We start from the raw sequence: 18,803 nt of genomic DNA, 5'->3' as shown, positions 1-18,803 counted from the left end.
TTTCTTGAAATAGTAGAGAAATAAGAGATGAATAAGCTATTGTTTTGGGCTGAAAATAGTTTTCATTTTCGGATCTCGTAAAAAACAGTAGAGTCCATTCTCAACTGTCAGCGGAGTACTCTATTTTTGATTTCTTTTTGCATAGTCGACAAAATGAAACTTGTCTAATTTGTGACGGCTTTCGGTGAACTGGAATTGCCGACCGTCTGCTAAGTAAACTTGGGAGCGGACCGATACAACGTGTTGGTCTTTTCCAAGATCCAGTAAGATTTTATCGCGATTATCGATTGGTGAAATCAAGATTTCTTAAGATATTAAAAAAAAAGAAAACGGCTCTTCGTTTTCTTTTTTTGCCATAGAGAATAAGTAAGAATAACAGCTACTGGAATGGCCTGTACTAATACAATGGAATGAAATTGAAAAACAGTTTATTTTCTAAAAAATCATTAAAATCCTTTTATTCACAAGGAATCGTGTTATAATAAAGTCATAAAACGTTTTCAAGAGAGAAGGACAAGACATGGAAAATGAAACAGTTGACTATGGAAAAGTAACAGGAATGGTACACTCTACGGAAAGCTTCGGTGCAGTGGATGGACCAGGGATCCGTTTTATTGTCTTCCTTCAAGGCTGTCAGATGCGATGTCAGTATTGCCATAACCCGGATACTTGGGCTATGGAAACGAACATGTCTAGAGAACGAACAGTGGATGATGTCCTAGAAGAAGCCCTCCGCTATCGTGGATTTTGGGGTCAAAAAGGTGGAATCACTGTCAGTGGGGGAGAAGCTCTCTTGCAGATAGATTTCTTGATTGCCCTCTTCACCAAGGCTCAAGAGTTGGGCATTCACTGTACGCTGGATACTTGTGCTCTACCTTTCCGCAATACTCCTCGCTACCTGGAAAAATTTGACAAACTGATGGCAGTGACCGATTTGGTGCTTCTTGATATCAAGGAAATTAATGATGAACGGCACAGATTTGTAACCAGTCAAACGAATAAGAATATTTTGGCTTGTGCCAAGTATTTGTCTGATATTGGCAAGCCCGTTTGGATTCGCCACGTCTTGGTGCCTGGGCTTACAGACCGAGACGACGACTTGATCGAACTTGGGAAATTCGTCAAAACCCTTAAAAATGTTGATAAGTTTGAAATTCTTCCATACCATACCATGGGTGAGTTCAAATGGCGGGAATTGGGTATTCCGTACAAGTTGGAGGGTGTGAAACCACCGACAAAAGAACGGGTCCAAAATGCTAAGGATTTGATGGAGACTGAAAGTTATCAAGATTACCTGAAACGGGTTAAAGGATAAAATAAATCGAGACAGTTGGTTCTTCCAGCTGTCTTTTCTGATGAAAAGCACAACTATTCCCTTTCTTTAAACGGAAAAACGTGCTAAAATAGAGTGAATAGACAAATGAAAATGAAGAGGTAGAAACATGTCAAAAATTCTTGTTTTAGGTCACCAAAACCCTGATTCAGATGCCATTGGTTCATCTGTAGCTTTTGCTTACCTTGCAAAAGAAGCTTATGGTTTGGATACAGAAGCGGTTGCTCTTGGAACTCCAAATGAAGAAACATCTTTCGTCTTGAACTATTTTGGTGTAGAAGCACCGCGCGTGATCACATCTGCTAAAGCAGAAGGTGCAGAGCAAGTCATCTTAACAGACCACAATGAATTCCAACAATCTGTTTCAGATATCGCTGAAGTAGAAGTTTACGGTGTGGTGGACCACCACCGTGTGTCTAACTTTGAAACTGCCAGCCCACTTTACATGCGTTTGGAACCAGTTGGATCCACATCTTCTATCGTATACCGCATGTTCAAAGAACATGGTGTAGCTGTACCAAAAGAAATCGCAGGTTTGATGCTATCTGGTTTGATTTCAGATACCCTTCTTTTGAAATCACCAACAACCCACCCATCTGATAAGGTGATTGCGCCTGAATTGGCTGAATTGGCTGGTGTGAACTTGGAAGAATACGGTCTTGCCATGCTCAAGGCTGGTACAAACTTGGCAAGCAAATCTGCTGAAGAATTGATTGATATCGATGCCAAGACATTTGAACTCAACGGAAACAATGTTCGTGTGGCTCAAGTGAACACAGTTGATATTGCTGAAGTCTTGGAACGCCAATCTGAAATCGAAGCAGCTATCCAAGCCGCAAATGCAGCTAACGGCTACTCTGACTTTGTCTTGATGATTACAGACATCGTCAACTCAAACTCAGAAATTTTGGCTCTTGGTGCTAATATGGACAAGGTAGAAGCAGCTTTCAACTTCAAACTTGAAAACAACCACGCTTTCCTTCCAGGTGCTGTTTCACGTAAGAAACAAGTGGTACCACAATTGACTGAAAGCTTTAATGCATAATGATAGATGGGGAAGCCCATTGTTAAAAAGGAGTTTCGACTCCTTTTTTTCTAGGAGAGAAAGATGTTAGAAAATGGCGATTTGATTTTTGTGAGAGAAGATACAGAAATGGGGCAGGCTATCCAGGCTTCTACAGGTAACTACAGTCACGTGGCTATCTTTTTGGACAGACAGGTCTATCATGCTACGGTGGAAGGTGGCGTCCTTGCCCAGGCTCCTGAGGACTTCTTTGAAGCTGGAAAAGTCTATGACCTTTATCACTATGAGCAGATTGATTGTACAGAGGTCAAAAAACGAGCAGAGAGTCTTTTAGGTTCTCCTTACAATGCGTCCTTTTATCCAGATGGAGATGGTTTCTATTGTTCCCAGTTTGTAGCAGAAATTCTTCCTATTTTTGAGACCATTCCCATGAAGTTTGGAGAGGGAGAAGAAGAAATTAGTTCCTTTTGGAAAGCCTACTACAGAGAACTCGGCCTAGCCGTTCCTCTAGATCAGCCCGGGACCAACCCGAGTCAGTTAGCCCAGTCTTCGCAACTACAGTTTAAAGAAAGGTATATGGATGATTACCATCATTAACCCCACACGTTTGACGCGTCAGCCTTTTTTTAAGGACTTGATCAACTATCTGGATCAGCAGGATGATGTGATTTTGCGGCAAATCAAGGCCCAATTTCCAGATCAACCAGTGGATAAACTGATGGAGGAGTATATCAAAGCGGGCTTGATCCTTCGAGAAAATAAACGCTACACCCTCAACCTGCCTTTCTTGGAGTCAGCTGATCTTGTTGATTTGGATCAAGAAGTCTTTGTCCGAGAGGATAGTAAATTTTATCAGGAACTGAAAGCCAAGGTCTTCCAAACGGAACTCCGCAATACGACCAATGCAGCGATTCTAGTAGAGGAGACTGACTTCGAACGAAATGCACAGACCCTTTCCAATTACTTTTACAAGGTGGCTCAGCAATATTCATTGACAGAGGAGCAAGAGAAGCTCTATGCCATCTTGGGAGATGTCAATCCAGAGTATGCTCTCAAGTATATGACTAGCTTTTTGCTCAAGTTCCTCAAAAAAGATGAAGTCCAGCAAAAGCGCAGAGATATCTTTGTCGATAGTTTAGTTTTATTGGGCTACATCATTCAAAATGAAGATGGAAAGTATGAGTTAGCTGTTGAATTTGATAAAGAAAGATTTATTTTTATAAAAAAATAAAGGCTAGGAAAATTTCCTAGCCTTTCTATTGTTTGATTATAAGTAACGTTCAGCTATGGCGGCATCACCTAGATATTCTTCTTTTACCCCATTGACGATTTGGTAGCAGTCAGCTCCTTTTCCAGCGATAATGACAGCATCTTCAGGCTTGCTGGTCGTTGCCATAGCCCGTTGAATGGCTTGTTCGCGATCTGCGATTTTTTCGACAGGGCGCGTGATGAAACTGCTAATCTCTTCAGCGATGGTCAAAGGATCTTCATAGTTAGGATCATCCGCTGTGAGGAAGACTTGTATCTCAGGATGGTCTTCTAAGAGCAAGCCAAAATCCTTACGGCGGCTCTCTCCTTTATTCCCAGTTGATCCAAGGACCAGTGAAATGGTTCCCGTTTGATGGGTTTCGACAACTGAGAGCAGTTTTTTCAAGCTATCTCCATTATGGGCATAGTCGATGAAGACCTTGGCCCCATTCTTTTGAGTCAAGACTTCCATTCGGCCAGGAACGCGCGTCTTGGCAATTCCTTTTTGGATGTCTTCGAGACTCGCCCCTAGACGAAGGCAGGCGAGACCTGCAGCCACAGCATTTTCTTGGTTGAAGCGACCAATCAGTTGGGTCTTGTAGTCGCCGGCTAACTTACCAGTGACAGAAAAGCTAAAGGCTTTTGAGTTCTGGACTTGGTTGCTTGATTGACTACCGTAAAAGTCGTGGTTTTGCTCAGCCACCTGCTCTGCAAGAATCTCAAAATGATCCATATCGCTATTGACGACAACAGCACGGCTATTTTCCATCAAGAGACGTTTGTGGTAGAAATAGTCTTCGAAGGTCGGATGTTCAATCGGTCCGATATGGTCAGGGCTGATGTTGAGGAAGACACCGACATCAAAGATCAGACCGTAAACCCGTTTCACCAAATAAGCTTGGCTGGAAACTTCCATAATCAGGTGGGTCCGATCGTTGGCAACTGCTTGAGCCATCATTTCAAAAAGATCAATGCTTTCTGGAGTGGTCAAGGTTGACTTGAAGAAGGTCTTGCCATCCAAGGTTGTGTTCATAGTGGATAGCATAGCTGGACGGTGGCCTTGTTCAAGAATCTTGTAGGCATAGTAAGCAGAAGTCGTTTTGCCCTTGGTCCCTGTAAAAGCTAAGAGTTTTAGCTGGCGCTCAGGATGACCAAAGAACTCCATGGCAATCAAGCTCATAGCCTGTTTGATATCGGTAACGATAATGGCTGGGATGCTGACCTCAAAGTCTTGCTCAGCGACATACCACTGGAGACCTTGCTCGATCGCTTGCTCCAAAAATTCCTTCTTGAAATTTGCCCCCTTGACAAAAAAGAGGGTCTCAGCGTTGACCTTTCGACTATCGTAGCTAATTTGATTAAAAGAAACACCACTTGCTGAATAGTGGTATTCTCCGTCTTGTAGGATCTCACGAAAGTTGTGATCCTCTTTTAAAATGTTTAGTACAGTTTCTATCTTCATCATAATCCTATTTTAAACTGAAAGACCTTATTTTACAAGTGTAAAGGAAAAGTTTATAATGAAAGAAGACTATAAAGTAGAGGAAAGATATGAGTAACGAAACAAGTAATCAACAGGCCCAGATGCTTCGAGGAACAGTCTGGTTAACAGCCAGTAATTTCATTAGTCGTCTCTTAGGAGCAGCCTATATCATCCCTTGGTATATCTGGATGGGCAAACATGGCGCAGAGGCAAACGGTCTCTTTACTATGGGCTATAATATCTACGCTTGGTTTTTGCTGATTTCAACTGCAGGAGTTCCTGTAGCGGTTGCTAAGCAAGTGGCCAAGTACAATACCAAGGGGCAAGAAGAACACAGTTTTGCCATGATTCGTGGCTTCCTTAAGTTCATGTCTTTATTGGGCTTGATTTTTGCCATTATTATGTATGTGCTTTCTCCAGTATTTGCAAATCTGTCTGGGGGTGGGAAAGACCTAATCCCTGTCATGCAGAGCCTGTCTTGGGCAGTCCTCATTTTCCCTTCCATGAGTGTCATCCGTGGCTTCTTCCAAGGGCATAACAATCTGAAACCTTATGCCATCAGTCAAATTGCTGAGCAAGTGATTCGGGTCATCTGGATGCTCTTGACAGCCTACTTTATTATGAAGGTTGGCTCAGGTGATTACGTTGAAGCAGTGACCCAGTCCACTTTTGCAGCCTTTATTGGGATGGGAGCGAGTCTTCTAGTCCTCGTCTATTACCTCTGGAAAACAGGGCTTCTACAGCACATTATCCATCGCCCAGAGTCTGATAATGAGATTGATACCAAGGCACTTTTGTGGGATACTATTCGTGAAGCGATTCCATTCATTGTAACAGGATCAGCCATTCAGCTCTTCCAAATTATCGACCAGATGACCTATAGCAATGTCATGTCTTGGTTCACTAACTTCTCTCGCTCGGAGCTCTTGGTTCAGTTCAGCTACTTCTCAGCGAATCCGAACAAGATTACCATGATTTTAATTGCGGTTGCGACATCAATTGGTGGGGTGGGAATCCCTCTCCTTACAGAGAACTATGTCAAGGGTGATTTCCGGGCTGCAGGTAAGCTGGTTCAAGATAATTTGACTATGCTAGTGGCCTTCTTGCTTCCAGCGACGATTGGAGCAGTAGCCATTGCGGAACCTCTCTATACGGTCTTTTACGGGAAACCAGATTCCCTTGCTTTGGGACTCTTTATCCTAGCGATGTTGCAAACGGTCATTCTAGGCTTGTATACGGTTCTCTCTCCAATGATCCAGGCTCTTTTCCAAAATCGGAAGGCCATTCTTTACTTTGGTTATGGAGTGTTGGTGAAACTGATTTTACAAGTACCTTTCATTTATCTCTTTAAAGCTTATGGTCCGCTTCTTTCTACTACGATTGGTCTTATGATTCCGATTGTCCTTATGTACAAGGAAATTCATCTGGTAACCCAATTTAATCGAAAGACTGTCTTTAAACGGAGCTTACTAACAGCTATTTTAACCTTGATCATGTTATTAGTGGTTTTACTTTCAGCCTTTATCCTCGGCTTTGTCATCAAACCAAATGGTCGAGTGACAAGCATGATCTATGTGGCTCTGATTGGTGGTGTTGGGATCATTGTTTATGGTGGTCTTGGTCTTCGTCTTCGTTTCTTAGATCGTTTTATTGGTAGTAAGGCAGCCAGTCTTCGAGATAAATTTCATATTTCATAACTAGTAGAGGTTGGGTCCGGTGCCCACCTCTTTTTCATTATAGTTTGAAGCTATATCTAGCTCTTGAAAAAGGAAAAACCGAATCATCTAAAGAAGTGATACAATAGAGACAATTGAATTTACGTCCATCGGAGGTTTGTATGAGTCGCAAAAAGAATATTAACACCATCCTAGCGCAAGCGGGAATTAAGTCGGATCCAGCAACGGGGGCTTTGATTACTCCGCTTCATTTTTCAACCACTTACCAGCATCCAGAGTTTGGTCAATCTACTGGATACGACTATATCCGTACCAAGAATCCAACTCGAGTAAACGCCGAAAAGACCTTGGCGGCCATTGAGAGCGCAAAGCATGCCTTGGTGACGAGTTCGGGTATGTCTGCCATTGTCTTAGCCTTTAGTATTTTTCCTGTTGGCAGTAAGGTCTTGGCAGTACGGGATCTTTATGGGGGCTCTTTCCGCTGGTTCAACCAAATGGAACAAGAAGGACGTTTTTACTTTACCTATGCAAATTCTGAAGAAGAATTGGTAGAAGGATTGAAGGGAGAGGTGGATATTCTCTATATTGAAACCCCTACTAACCCACTCATGCTGGAGTTTGACATCCAGAAATTAGCTAAACTCGCTCATGAAAAAGGGGCAAAAGTGATTGTAGACAATACCTTCTATAGCCCTATCTACCAACGTCCAATTGAAGAAGGAGCAGACATCGTCCTTCACTCAGCGACCAAGTATCTAGCGGGTCATAATGACGTTTTGGCTGGGGTTGTAGTGACTGATGATGAAGGCCTCTATGAGCAACTCTTTTATAACTTAAACACAACTGGAGCTGTTCTCTCTCCATTTGACAGCTACCAATTGATCCGTGGTTTAAAAACCTTAGCCCTTCGTATGGAGCGCTCTACAGAAAATGCGAAGAAGGTAGTGGAATTCTTGAAGGGGCATCCAGCTGTTAAGGAAGTCTTGTATACTGGCAAGGGAGGCATGGTTTCCTTTAAAGTAAGCCACCAAGAAAAAATTCCAACCATTTTAAACCACTTGCAAGTCTTTACCTTTGCAGAAAGCTTGGGTGGAGTGGAGAGTTTGATTACCTACCCAACGACCCAGACTCACGCAGATATCCCTGCAGAGGTTCGTCATTCCTATGGGTTAACGGATGACTTGCTTCGCCTCTCCATTGGGATTGAAGACGCAAGGGATTTGATAGAGGATTTAGAACAAGCATTGGCTAGATAGGAGTCCATCATGGGAAAAGAACAATTTTTGACCGTTCCTGATCGTTTGGGACACCACACTAGTAAGTGGAAGGAGTCAGAGCAAGATCCAGAACTTCTTCCTGCTTGGATTGCCGATATGGATTTTGAATCCTTACCTGCTGTTCGACAAGCCATTCGAGATTACGCGGATCAATTGGTCTACGGATACACCTATCCTAGCGAGGAGCTTTACCAGGCTGTTCAGAATTGGGAAAAGTCAGAGCATGGATATGTGTTTGAGAAGGAAGCCATTGTCTTTATGGAAGGTGTGGTTCCGTCTATTTCAACGGCTATTCAGGCTTTCACTAAGGAAGGCGAGACTGTTCTCATCAATACGCCAGTTTATCCACCCTTTGCCCGTAGCGTCCGCCTCAATCAACGCAAATTAGTTACCAATTCCTTAGTAGAAGTGGATGGACTCTTCCAAATTGATTTTGAGCAATTGGAAAAAGACTTTGTGGAGCACCAAGTCAAGCTCTACATCCTGTGCAATCCTCATAACCCAGGCGGTCGTGTCTGGGAAAGAGAAGTCCTAGAAAAGATTGGTCATCTCTGTCAAAAACATGGGGTCTTGCTTGTTTCAGATGAAATTCATCAAGATTTGGTATTGTTTGGCCACCAGCACGTTTCTTTTAATACAGTAGATCCAAGCTTTAAAGAGTTCACACTTGTCTTATCGAGTGCGACCAAAACCTTCAACATCGCAGGGACAAAAAATTCCTATGCCATCATCGAGAATGATGCACTAAGAAAATCTTTCCAAGCTCGGCAGTTGCGAAACAATCAACATGAAATATCTGCCCTTGGCTTTATCGCCACCGAAGTAGCCTATCTGAATGGAAAAGGCTGGTTAGAGGACTTAAAGGAAGTCTTGGAAGAAAATATCGATTACACTGTAGAAGTTTTACGCAATCAGACAGATATTGGTGTGATGAAACCGCAAGGTACCTATCTACTCTGGCTTGATTTTTCTGCCTACGATTTGTCAGAGGAAGAACTCCATGCTCGTCTTCATGATCAGGCCAAGGTCATCCTCAATAAAGGAACAGACTTTGGAGTAGAAGGGAAGCAACATGCCCGTTTGAATGTGGCAGCACCGAAAACCCTAGTCCAAGAGATTGTTGCTCGGATCGTAACCGCCTTTCCTAAAAAAGTTTAATGTGAGGGTTGACTTTTCTATAGGGGAGGAGTATACTCAAGGGGAATAACGGTAGGTGAGGCTACCACAAGGATACGGATGACTACCGCAAAGCAGTGGAGACACTACTCGTTGGTCAACAGTCCTGATCGCAAAGGTCAAGACTAAGCTCATTTCATTGCCTTGCGGAGCTAAAGCTTGGACGGTCTATTTTTTGAGAATTTTCATTAAAAAATAAACGACGAGTTTAATGAGTCCTACCTGTAAAAGGGGAGGGCTCTTTTCTTATGTTTAAGCATCCCCTCAAACATCAAGTAGAAAAGGAGAGCACTATGATACAAATCGACGATCATCCCGAACCGCACATAGCCAGCCAATCGCTGATTTGTGTCATCGGGACTCTATAAGCGTTTGGCTCCTGATTTAAAAGGAGATTCCAATGCAAACAACAAAAGAAAGACTCATTGCTGCATTGCAAGATGCAGAAACAAGAACCTTAGCAACCTATCAATCTAGCTGGTCTGGCTTGACAGAAGACCAAGTAGAGGAAAACCGGGATAACTATGGAGAAAATATCCTCACAAAGGGGCAAGATGATTCTATCTGGAAACGGATTGTTGAATCCATCATCAATCCCTTCACAGTCATCTTACTGCTCATTGCCCTTGTTTCTTTGGTGACCAATGTTTGGTTAGCTAAGCCGGGTGAGGAAGATCCAACGACCTCTCTTATTATCGTCGTCCTCGTTCTTCTCTCAGGGGGGATTCGCTTTATCCAAGAATTACGCAGTGACAAGGCTGCTAGTAACCTTTCTCGCATGATTGTTAATACAGCAACAGTGATTCGAGAAGGCAAGGAAGAAGAAATTCCCATTGATGAGATCGTTGTGGGAGACTTGATCAAACTGAGTGCAGGCGACATGATCCCAGCGGATGTGGTCTTGTTGGATTCTCGAGACTTCTTCGTCCAACAATCCGGTTTGACTGGTGAGAGTGATGCTGTCGAAAAAGTTTGTTTAAAAAAAGCAAGTGGTCAAAATCTGGATAGTCTCCTGGAGAGTGAGAGTCTAGCTTTTATGGGGACCAACGTCATCTCAGGCCGAGCAACTGCCTTGGTCTTAGTAGTCGGGGATGAAACCATGATGGGAGCTATTGAGCAGACCATCAATACTTATGATGAACCAACCTCTTTTGAACGAGAAATGAACACCATCTCTTGGTTGTTGATTCGACTCATGATGGTGATGGTGCCCATCGTCTTCTTTATCAATGGTTTGACAGACGGGGACTGGCTAGAAGCGGGTGTCTTTGCCCTCAGTGTAGGAGTGGGTTTGACTCCGGAAATGCTTCCAATGATTATCACAGCTAGCTTGGCTAAGGGTTCCATTATCATGGCCAAAGAAAAAGTGGTTATCAAAAAGCTTAATGCCATCCAAGACCTAGGCGCTATCGATATTCTCTGTACGGATAAGACAGGAACCTTGACCCAAGATGAGATTGTACTCGAATACCCACTCGATATTCATGGGGACTTGGATTTGTCCGTTCTTCGTCGGGCCTATCTCAATTCTTACTTCCAAACCGGCCTTAAAAACTTGATGGACCGGGCCATTATCAGTCGGACAGAAAGAGAAGCTAAGAAACATGAGATTGTCAGAGGCTTGGACCAAAGCTTCCAAAAAATTGATGAATTGCCTTTTGACTTTGAACGCCGTCGGATGAGTGTCATTGTCAAAGATGAGCAGGGAGTCGTGAGCATGGTCACCAAGGGAGCCTTGGAAGAAATGCTAGCAGTCTCTAACTATGTGGAATACAAGGATGAGATTATCCCCCTAACAGACCAAGTGCGGGAAGACGTCTTAGGAGAAGTAGCTCAGCTGAATGAACAAGGTTTGCGCGTGCTAGGTGTTAGCTACAAATCAAATCTTGAGGAAGGCTATGCCTTTGAAGTAGGGGATGAAGCAGACATGATCTTGACGGGTTATTTAGCCTTCTTGGATCCACCAAAACCTTCTGCCGCACCAGCCATCAATACTCTTGCGGAATACGGAGTTGCTACTAAAATCCTTACGGGTGATAATGAGAAAGTGACCCAAGCGGTTTGTGAAAAGGTGGGACTAAATGTTGACAGCATTTTGCTGGGGAGCGATATCGACAGTCTCTCTGATTCAGAATTGACTCAAGCAGTAGAAACAACAACGGTTTTCGCTAAATTATCTCCAGACCAAAAAGCACGCATTATCTTGCAACTCAAAGCGAATGGCCACAAGGTCGGCTATATGGGAGATGGCATCAATGATGCACCTTCTATGAAAGTGGCAGATGTGGGTATTTCGGTTGATACAGCTGTCGATATTGCCAAAGAAACAGCAGACGTTATCCTTCTGGATAAGGACTTGATGGTCCTCGAAAAAGGCTTGGTAGAAGGACGCAAAGTTTATGCCAACATGACCAAGTACATCAAGATGACCGTTTCTTCCAACTTTGGGAATATCTTCTCTCTTCTCTTTGCCAGTATTTTCCTTCCTTTCCTTCCAATGGCTCCTATCCATCTCATCGTCTTGAACTTGGTTTACGATCTTTCCTGTATTGCCTTGCCTTTTGACCGAGTGGATAAGGACTTCTTGAAGAAACCAAGAATCTGGGAAGCAAAATCTATTACCCGCTTTATGGCCTGGTTTGGTCCTATTTCCTCTATCTTTGACATCCTGACCTTCATCATTCTCTACTTTGTCATCGTACCCATGATTACAGGCTATGGCTATGTCCATGGTGCTGATAGTGCAGGACTCTTCATCATGCTCTTTCAAACCGGCTGGTTTATCGAGTCTATGTGGTCCCAAACCATGGTCATCTATATGCTGCGGTCTCCAAAATTGCCCTTTGTTCAAAGTCGGCCAGCCCTTGCTGTCATGGCAACGACTCTATTGGGCGCCCTCTTTGTGACCTTCTTACCATATGGCCCATTGGCTTCCTTGCTAAAAGTAGCGCCACTAAATAGTCTTTACTTCCTATTACTAGCGGGGATTCTCTTCCTTTATATGGCAAGTGTCACCCTAGTCAAACACTATTATATTGGCAAGTACAAGGAGTGGCTATAAGCTACTAATGAAAATAAGAAAAGAAAAGGTTTGCATATTTGTAGGCCTTTTTCTTCCTTTTTGATATAATAAGATGAATATAGAGAAAGAAGGAACTATTATGGGAAAACTTGAAGTCATTAAACATCCACTTGTTCAGCATAAATTGTCTATTTTGCGACGGACAGATACCTCTACAAAGGCTTTTCGTGAATTAGTTGATGAAATTGCTATGTTGATGGGATACGAAGTTTTGCGCGAACTTCCTCTTGAAGATGTAGAAATCGAAACACCAATTACAAAAACAGTTCAAAAACAGATTGCTGGTAAAAAACTAGCGATTGTTCCAATCCTTCGTGCAGGGATCGGGATGGTAGACGGACTCTTGAGTTTGGTACCTGCTGCTAAAGTTGGTCACATCGGAATGTACCGAGATGAAGAAACCTTGAAACCAGTTGAATACTTGGTGAAATTGCCAGAAGATATCGACCAACGTCAAATCTTTGTGGTGGACCCAATGTTGGCGACTGGGGGATCTGCAATCTTGGCTGTCGATTCATTAAAGAAACGTGGTGCAAGCCATATTAAATTTGTCTGCTTGGTTGCAGCACCAGAAGGTGTGGAAGCTCTTCAAACAGCTCATCCAGATGTCGAAATATTTGCTGCAGCCTTGGATGAACGTCTCAATGAAAACGGCTATATCGTTCCAGGTTTGGGAGATGCTGGGGACCGCTTGTTTGGTACCAAATAAGCACATTTCCAATCCATCTTTGGGAAAGTAAAAATTTGACCTTTGTTGACCAATGGGATATAATAGCTTTTATAAAGAATGGAAGGCGACCTAGCCTCTCGAATCAACCGGATGAAACTCCTGAGATGGTGCCGGTTATAATGGATAAAAGGAGATGAATGAATGATTCCAGTAGTAATTGAACAAACTAGTCGTGGTGAACGCTCATACGACATATACTCACGCCTCTTAAAAGACCGTATTATCATGGTGACAGGACCGGTAGAAGACCAAATGGCCAATTCGATTATTGCCCAATTGCTCTTCTTGGATGCCCAAGATAATACCAAAGATATCTATATGTATATCAATACGCCAGGAGGCTCTGTCTCTGCAGGTTTGGCAATCGTCGACACCATGAACTTTATCAAATCAGATGTCCAAACCATTGTTATGGGGATAGCAGCTTCAATGGGGACTGTGATTGCATCAAGTGGTACTAAAGGCAAACGCTTCATGTTGCCAAATGCTGAGTACATGATCCACCAACCAATGGGTGGTACTGGTGGCGGTACCCAACAAACGGATATGGCCATTGCAGCAGAACACCTCTTGAAAACACGTCACAGATTGGAAAAAATCTTGGCAGAAAATTCAGGTCAAACCATCAAGAAAATCCACGCTGATGCGGAAAGAGATAATTGGATGACTGCAGAAGAAACGTTAGCTTATGGTTTCATCGATGAAATCATGACTAACAACAATATCGGATAAGAAATCTTAACCACCAAGCCCTCTCCTATGATAGGGGAGGCTTTTTAGTGCTCTTTACTTTCTAGAAAAAGATAGTATTTTTACATGAAATTTGCTATACTTGTAACAGAAGCAGAAAGGGATTGTGTATGTTTGAGAAGCAAGCTAGAACAGGCTTAATTGTAAAATTGTATTATAATCGAGATGCAAAGAAATTACAGGGAATTGGGGATGTGATTTATCATTCCAAAAAAATGCGCTATGTACAGGTCTATGTCGATAGTTCTCAAGTCCTTGAAATCGTGCAGCAATTAAAAAAGGAACGCTTCGTGAAGAAGGTTCAAATTTGCCATATTCAAGAATTGGATCGTGATTTTGTAGGAAGTTTGCATCGTCAACAGGATGAAATACGAGTAGAAAACGCAATCATTTAGAAGATTGCGTTTTTTATGTTGACAATTTTCAGATAATTCGGTATATTCTTAATATATATTTATTTTTTAGATTTATTTAAGGAGATTATTACAAATGAAGAAAAAATTTGCTCTTTCATTTTTAACAATTGCAAGTGTCGCTCTTCTTGCGGCCTGTGGTGAAGTTTCAACTTCAGGTTCAAACACAACTGGTAACGAAATCGGCAAAGAACTAAAAATCGGTTTTAACTTTGAAAAAACTGGTGAAGTAGCAGCATATGGTAGTGCCGAACAAAAAGGTGCTCAATTAGCCGTTGATGAAATCAATGCTAATGGTGGAGCTGATGGTAAGAAGATTGTTGTCACAGACAAAGATAACAAATCTGAAACAGCTGAAGCAGCTACAATCACTACAAACCTTGTCACTCAATCAAAAGTGAACGCTCTTGTAGGACCTGCTACTTCAGGTGCCACTGCCGCAGCTGTTGCGAATGCTGGTAAAGCAGGTGTTCCATTGGTAACACCATCAGCAACACAAGATAATTTGACAAAAGGTCAAGATTACCTTTTCCGTGCAACCTTCATCGATAGCTTCCAAGGACAAATCATTGCTAAATATACAATGGATAACTTGAAAGCGAAGAAAGTTGTTCTTTATTACGATAATTCATCTGACTATGCTAAAGGGATTGCTGAAGCCTTTAAGAAATCTTATAAAGGTGAAATCGTAGCAACAGAAACTTTCCAATCTAAGGATACAGACTTCCAAGCTGCTCTTACAAAAATCAAAGACAAAGACTTCGATGCGATTGTCCTTCCAGGGTACTACACTGAAACTGGTAAAATCGTAAACCAAGCACGTGGTATGGGAATCAAACAACCAATCATTGGTGGTGATGGATTTAGCGATGCTAAATTCGTTGAACAAGCAACACCTGCTGCAGCTACAGACATCTACTACGTAGCTGGATTCTCTACTGAAGGTGAAATGACTGATAAAGCCAAGAAATTCGTAGAAGCTTATAAAGCAAAATACAACGAAGAACCTTCAATGTTTGCGGCTTTGGCGTATGATTCAGTTTACATGGTTGCAGAAGCATCTAAAGGTGCTAAGAACTCTGTCGAATTGAAAGACAACCTTGCGAAGTTGAAAGACTTGGAAGGTGTTACTGGTACAATGTCTATTGACAAAGACCATAATCCGGTTAAATCTGCACTTATGATTGGCTTAAAAGATGGTAAAGTTGAGTCAGTTGAGTCGGTTAAACCTTAATTATCATTTGTTGTTTGTACAAGAGGCTGGGAGAATGAAAATTCCTGGCCTCGCTCTTTATTATTAGAAAGGATGGTTCAAATGCTCCAGCAATTAGTGAACGGTCTAATCTTGGGAAGTGTCTATGCACTCTTGGCCCTTGGTTATACTATGGTGTATGGAATTATCAAATTGATCAACTTTGCCCATGGGGATATCTACATGGTAGGTGCCTTTATGGGATATTTCTTATTGAACTCATTGAAGGTTAACTTCTTTGTAGCCTTGCTTCTGGCTATGGTCGGGACAGCTATTTTAGGGGTTGTGATTGAATATTTGGCTTATCGTCCGCTTCGCCATTCAACTCGGATTGCAGCCTTGATTACAGCCATCGGGGTTTCCTTCTTGCTCGAATACGGGATGGTCTTCTTTGTAGGGGCAAATACCCGTTCCTTCCCACAAGTCATTGAAACTGTTCGTTACAATTTTGGTCCCATTTCGATCTCTAACATTCAGTTGATGATCTTAGGAGTGTCTATTTTCTTGATGGTCGCTCTTCAATTTATTATCCAAAAGACAAAGATGGGGAAAGCCATGCGTGCCGTTTCTGTTGATAGCGATGCTGCTCAATTGATGGGGATTAACGTAAACCGGACCATCAGCTTTACCTTTGCTTTGGGATCAGCCTTAGCGGGTGCTGGTGGTGTTTTGATCGGTTTGTATTACAACTCGATTGAACCTTTGATGGGGATGACACCAGGGATCAAAGCCTTTGTCGCAGCCGTTCTTGGAGGAATCGGAATCATTCCAGGTGCGGCCCTAGGTGGATTTGTTATCGGTTTGTTGGAAACCTTCGCCACAGCGATCGGTCTCTCAGATTTCCGTGATGCCATTGTGTATGCCATCTTGATTGTGATCTTGCTCATCCGTCCAGCAGGTATCCTCGGTAAAAATGTGAAAGAGAAGGTGTAAGCCATGAAACAAAATTTAAAAGTGAATTTAGTCTGGCTTGGTCTTTTGATCGCAGGTTTTGCCTTGATCCAAGTCTTGGTTGCAGCAGGTGTCCTCAACCTCTTCTATATCCAAATTTTGGAACAAATCGGGATTAATATCATCCTTGCAGTTGGTTTGAACCTCATCGTTGGTTTTTCAGGTCAATTCTCACTCGGTCATGCCGGATTTATGGCCATTGGTGCCTACTCTGCAGCCATTCTCGGTTCTAAATCACCAACCTACGGAGCTTTCTTTGGCGCTATGGTTTTAGGGGCCTTGATTGCAGGTCTCGTTGCCTTGATCGTTGGGGTTCCAACCCTTCGGTTGAAAGGAGACTACTTAGCGATTGCAACACTTGGGGTTTCAGAAATTATCCGGATCTTGATTGTCAATGGTGGTACTCTAACAAATGGTGCCGCAGGTATCCTTGGTTTGCCAGCCTTTACAACCTGGCAATTGGTTTACCTCTTTGTCGTGATTACAACGATCTTTACGATTAACTTCTTACGCAGTCCAATTGGGCGTTCTACCCTTTCTGTTCGTGAAGATGAAATCGCAGCAGAATCTGTTGGGATCAACACGACAAAAGTTAAAGTTATTGCCTTTGTATTTGGTGCGATCACAGCGGCGATTGCTGGATCTCTTCAAGCTGGCTTTATCGGTTCCGTTGTTCCTAAAGATTACTCTTTCACCAATACCATTAATGTCTTGATCATTGTCGTTTTCGGTGGTTTGGGATCGATGTCAGGAACAGTTGTGGCAGCCATCGTCTTGGGGATCTTGAACATGGTGCTTCAAGACTTCTCAAGCGTCCGTATGATCATTTACTCATTGGCTTTGATTCTCGTGATGATCTTCCGTCCAGGTGGTCTTCTTGGAACATGGGAATTTAGCTTGAAAAAACTACTCTCAAAAAAGGAGGCTAACTAATGGCACTTCTTGAAGTAAAAAATTTAACAAAAAACTTTGGTGGTTTGACAGCCGTTGGGGATGTGACCATGGAACTCAATGAAGGGGAATTGGTTGGGTTGATCGGGCCCAACGGTGCCGGTAAAACAACCCTCTTCAACCTCCTAACAGGAGTATATGAACCAAGTGAAGGAACCATTACTTTAGATGGGCACCTATTAAACGGTAAAGCACCTTATAAAATCGCTGCAGGTGGTCTTGGACGGACCTTCCAAAATATCCGTCTCTTTAAAGATTTGAGCGTTTTGGACAATGTCTTGATTGCCTTTGCCAATCACCACAAACCACATGTCTTTGCTAGTCTGTTCCGTTTGCCAAGCTATTACAAAAATGAAGAAGCATTGAAAGCAAAAGCTCTTGAATTGTTAGCCATTTTTGGTTTGGAAAAAGAAGCAGATACCTTGGCTAAGAACTTAGCTTACGGACAACAACGTCACTTGGAGATCGTTCGTGCCCTTGCTACAGAGCCAAAAATTCTCTTCTTGGATGAACCTGCTGCAGGAATGAACCCTCAAGAAACAGCAGAATTGACCCAATTGATCCGTCGCATTCAAAAAGAATTTAATATTACGATTATGCTGATCGAACACGATATGAGCTTGGTCATGGAAGTAACAGAACGGATTTATGTATTGGAATATGGTCGTTTGATTGCCCATGGTACGCCAGAGGAAATTAAGAATAACAAACGCGTAATCGAAGCATATCTAGGAGGTGAAGCCTAATGTCTATGTTAAAAGTTGAAAATCTTTCTGTACACTATGGCATGATCCAGGCTGTCCGTGATGTCAGTTTCGAAGTCAATGAAGGAGAAGTTGTTTCTCTTATCGGTGCCAATGGTGCTGGGAAAACATCTATTCTTCGTACCATTTCAGGTTTGGTGCGTCCAAGTACTGGGAAAATTGAGTTTTTGGGTCAGGAGATTCAAAAGGTTCCGGCTCAAAAAATTGTAGCTGCTGGACTCTCTCAAGTTCCAGAAGGCCGCCACGTCTTTCCAGGCTTGACTGTTATGGAAAACTTGGAAATGGGAGCTTTCTTGAAGAAAGATCGAGAAGAAAATCAAGCTAACTTGAAGAAAGTCTTCTCACGTTTCCCACGTTTGGAAGAACGGAAGAACCAAGACGCCGCTACTCTATCTGGTGGGGAACAACAAATGCTCGCAATGGGTCGTGCACTTATGTCAACACCAAAACTCTTGCTTTTGGATGAACCTTCTATGGGATTGGCTCCAATCTTTATCCAAGAAATCTTTGATATCATCCAAGATATCCAAAAACAAGGAACAACCGTTCTCTTGATTGAGCAAAATGCCAACAAGGCCCTTGCCATCGCAGACCGCGGTTATGTTTTGGAAACAGGAAAAGTGGTTCTGTCCGGAACAGGAAAAGAACTCTTAGCCTCAGAAGATGTCCGCAAGGCCTACCTTGGTGGATAAC

At 42.6% G+C, this 18,803-nt stretch carries 17 protein-coding genes, 1 pseudogene and 1 riboswitch; of the genes and pseudogenes, 16 read left to right on the top strand and 2 right to left on the bottom strand.

Going from position 1 to position 18,803, the window contains the following annotated elements:
- Nucleotides 1-120: 120 nt before the first annotated feature.
- Nucleotides 121-306: pseudogene (locus EL081_RS07585) on the bottom strand (UTRA domain-containing protein); the annotation flags it as partial.
- A 214-nt stretch (nucleotides 307-520) separates the two neighbouring features.
- On the opposite strand from EL081_RS07585, the gene pflA reads away from it, so the two are divergent.
- From pflA to EL081_RS07565, 4 genes are all read left to right on the top strand, one after another.
- Nucleotides 521-1,315 carry a pyruvate formate-lyase-activating protein gene (pflA, locus tag EL081_RS07580; RefSeq protein ID WP_048689741.1) on the top strand — a complete coding sequence of 265 codons (795 nt, stop codon included), beginning with the start codon at nucleotides 521-523 and terminating at the stop codon, nucleotides 1,313-1,315.
- Between the two features lie 127 nt (nucleotides 1,316-1,442).
- On the top strand, nucleotides 1,443-2,378 hold the full coding sequence (locus EL081_RS07575) for a manganese-dependent inorganic pyrophosphatase (protein WP_126404676.1): 936 nt from the start codon (nucleotides 1,443-1,445) through the stop codon (nucleotides 2,376-2,378).
- 63 nt (nucleotides 2,379-2,441) lie between these two features.
- The gene (locus EL081_RS07570) at nucleotides 2,442-2,954 is read left to right on the top strand and encodes a YiiX/YebB-like N1pC/P60 family cysteine hydrolase (RefSeq protein WP_126404675.1); all 513 of its coding nucleotides are present in this window, start codon (nucleotides 2,442-2,444) and stop codon (nucleotides 2,952-2,954) included.
- The gene (locus EL081_RS07565; protein WP_126404674.1) at nucleotides 2,938-3,588 is read left to right on the top strand and encodes a DUF1803 domain-containing protein; all 651 of its coding nucleotides are present in this window, start codon (nucleotides 2,938-2,940) and stop codon (nucleotides 3,586-3,588) included. The genes EL081_RS07570 and EL081_RS07565 overlap by 17 nt, the downstream gene beginning before the upstream one ends.
- A 36-nt stretch (nucleotides 3,589-3,624) precedes the next feature.
- On the opposite strand, the gene EL081_RS07560 is transcribed toward EL081_RS07565, so the two are convergent.
- Nucleotides 3,625-5,070, bottom strand: coding sequence for a UDP-N-acetylmuramoyl-L-alanyl-D-glutamate--L-lysine ligase (locus EL081_RS07560; protein ID WP_126404673.1), 1,446 nt, complete (start codon nucleotides 5,068-5,070; stop codon nucleotides 3,625-3,627).
- A gap of 86 nt (nucleotides 5,071-5,156) precedes the next feature.
- Here EL081_RS07560 and EL081_RS07555 point away from each other — a divergent pair, with 86 nt between their 5' ends.
- The 12 genes from EL081_RS07555 to EL081_RS07500 all read left to right on the top strand — a co-directional run bounded on the left by EL081_RS07555 (nucleotide 5,157) and on the right by EL081_RS07500 (nucleotide 18,802).
- Nucleotides 5,157-6,785 carry a putative polysaccharide biosynthesis protein gene (locus EL081_RS07555; RefSeq protein WP_126404672.1) on the top strand — a complete coding sequence of 543 codons (1,629 nt, stop codon included), beginning with the start codon at nucleotides 5,157-5,159 and terminating at the stop codon, nucleotides 6,783-6,785.
- Between the two features lie 140 nt (nucleotides 6,786-6,925).
- Nucleotides 6,926-8,020 (top strand): cystathionine gamma-synthase, encoded by a 1,095-nt coding sequence (locus EL081_RS07550; protein ID WP_126404671.1) that lies wholly within the window; start codon nucleotides 6,926-6,928, stop codon nucleotides 8,018-8,020.
- A gap of 9 nt (nucleotides 8,021-8,029) precedes the next feature.
- Nucleotides 8,030-9,199 (top strand): MalY/PatB family protein, encoded by a 1,170-nt coding sequence (locus EL081_RS07545; protein WP_126404670.1) that lies wholly within the window; start codon nucleotides 8,030-8,032, stop codon nucleotides 9,197-9,199.
- A 40-nt stretch (nucleotides 9,200-9,239) separates the two neighbouring features.
- A riboswitch (M-box (ykoK) riboswitch) is annotated at nucleotides 9,240-9,394 on the top strand.
- Nucleotides 9,395-9,617: 223 nt separating this feature from the next.
- Nucleotides 9,618-12,278: a magnesium-translocating P-type ATPase gene (gene mgtA, locus EL081_RS07540; protein WP_126404669.1), complete on the top strand. Its 2,661-nt coding sequence runs from the start codon at nucleotides 9,618-9,620 to the stop codon at nucleotides 12,276-12,278.
- Nucleotides 12,279-12,378: 100 nt separating this feature from the next.
- A complete protein-coding gene (upp, locus tag EL081_RS07535; RefSeq protein ID WP_126404668.1) occupies nucleotides 12,379-13,008 on the top strand; it encodes a uracil phosphoribosyltransferase in 630 nt (209 codons plus the stop codon).
- Between the two features lie 162 nt (nucleotides 13,009-13,170).
- Nucleotides 13,171-13,761, top strand: coding sequence for an ATP-dependent Clp protease proteolytic subunit (locus EL081_RS07530; protein ID WP_126404667.1), 591 nt, complete (start codon nucleotides 13,171-13,173; stop codon nucleotides 13,759-13,761).
- A gap of 128 nt (nucleotides 13,762-13,889) precedes the next feature.
- On the top strand, nucleotides 13,890-14,174 hold the full coding sequence (locus EL081_RS07525) for a DUF2129 domain-containing protein (protein ID WP_126404666.1): 285 nt from the start codon (nucleotides 13,890-13,892) through the stop codon (nucleotides 14,172-14,174).
- Between the two features lie 94 nt (nucleotides 14,175-14,268).
- Complete coding sequence (locus EL081_RS07520) at nucleotides 14,269-15,426, top strand: ABC transporter substrate-binding protein (RefSeq protein WP_126404665.1); 1,158 nt, start codon at nucleotides 14,269-14,271, stop codon at nucleotides 15,424-15,426.
- A gap of 81 nt (nucleotides 15,427-15,507) precedes the next feature.
- The gene (locus EL081_RS07515; protein WP_009731472.1) at nucleotides 15,508-16,377 is read left to right on the top strand and encodes a branched-chain amino acid ABC transporter permease; all 870 of its coding nucleotides are present in this window, start codon (nucleotides 15,508-15,510) and stop codon (nucleotides 16,375-16,377) included.
- A gap of 3 nt (nucleotides 16,378-16,380) precedes the next feature.
- Nucleotides 16,381-17,328 carry a branched-chain amino acid ABC transporter permease gene (locus tag EL081_RS07510; RefSeq protein ID WP_006595829.1) on the top strand — a complete coding sequence of 316 codons (948 nt, stop codon included), beginning with the start codon at nucleotides 16,381-16,383 and terminating at the stop codon, nucleotides 17,326-17,328.
- Complete coding sequence (locus tag EL081_RS07505) at nucleotides 17,328-18,092, top strand: ABC transporter ATP-binding protein (RefSeq protein WP_126404664.1); 765 nt, start codon at nucleotides 17,328-17,330, stop codon at nucleotides 18,090-18,092. Before EL081_RS07510 ends, EL081_RS07505 begins: the two co-directional genes overlap by 1 nt.
- Nucleotides 18,092-18,802: an ABC transporter ATP-binding protein gene (locus tag EL081_RS07500; protein ID WP_126404663.1), complete on the top strand. Its 711-nt coding sequence runs from the start codon at nucleotides 18,092-18,094 to the stop codon at nucleotides 18,800-18,802. Before EL081_RS07505 ends, EL081_RS07500 begins: the two co-directional genes overlap by 1 nt.
- Nucleotide 18,803 lies beyond the last annotated feature (1 nt).

This window comes from Streptococcus viridans, assembly GCF_900636365.1.
In the GTDB taxonomy this organism is placed as follows: Bacteria; Bacillota; Bacilli; order Lactobacillales; family Streptococcaceae; genus Streptococcus; species Streptococcus viridans_A.
Note: the sequence above shows the minus strand (reverse complement) of the source record. Positions and strands in the feature narration are given on the sequence as shown.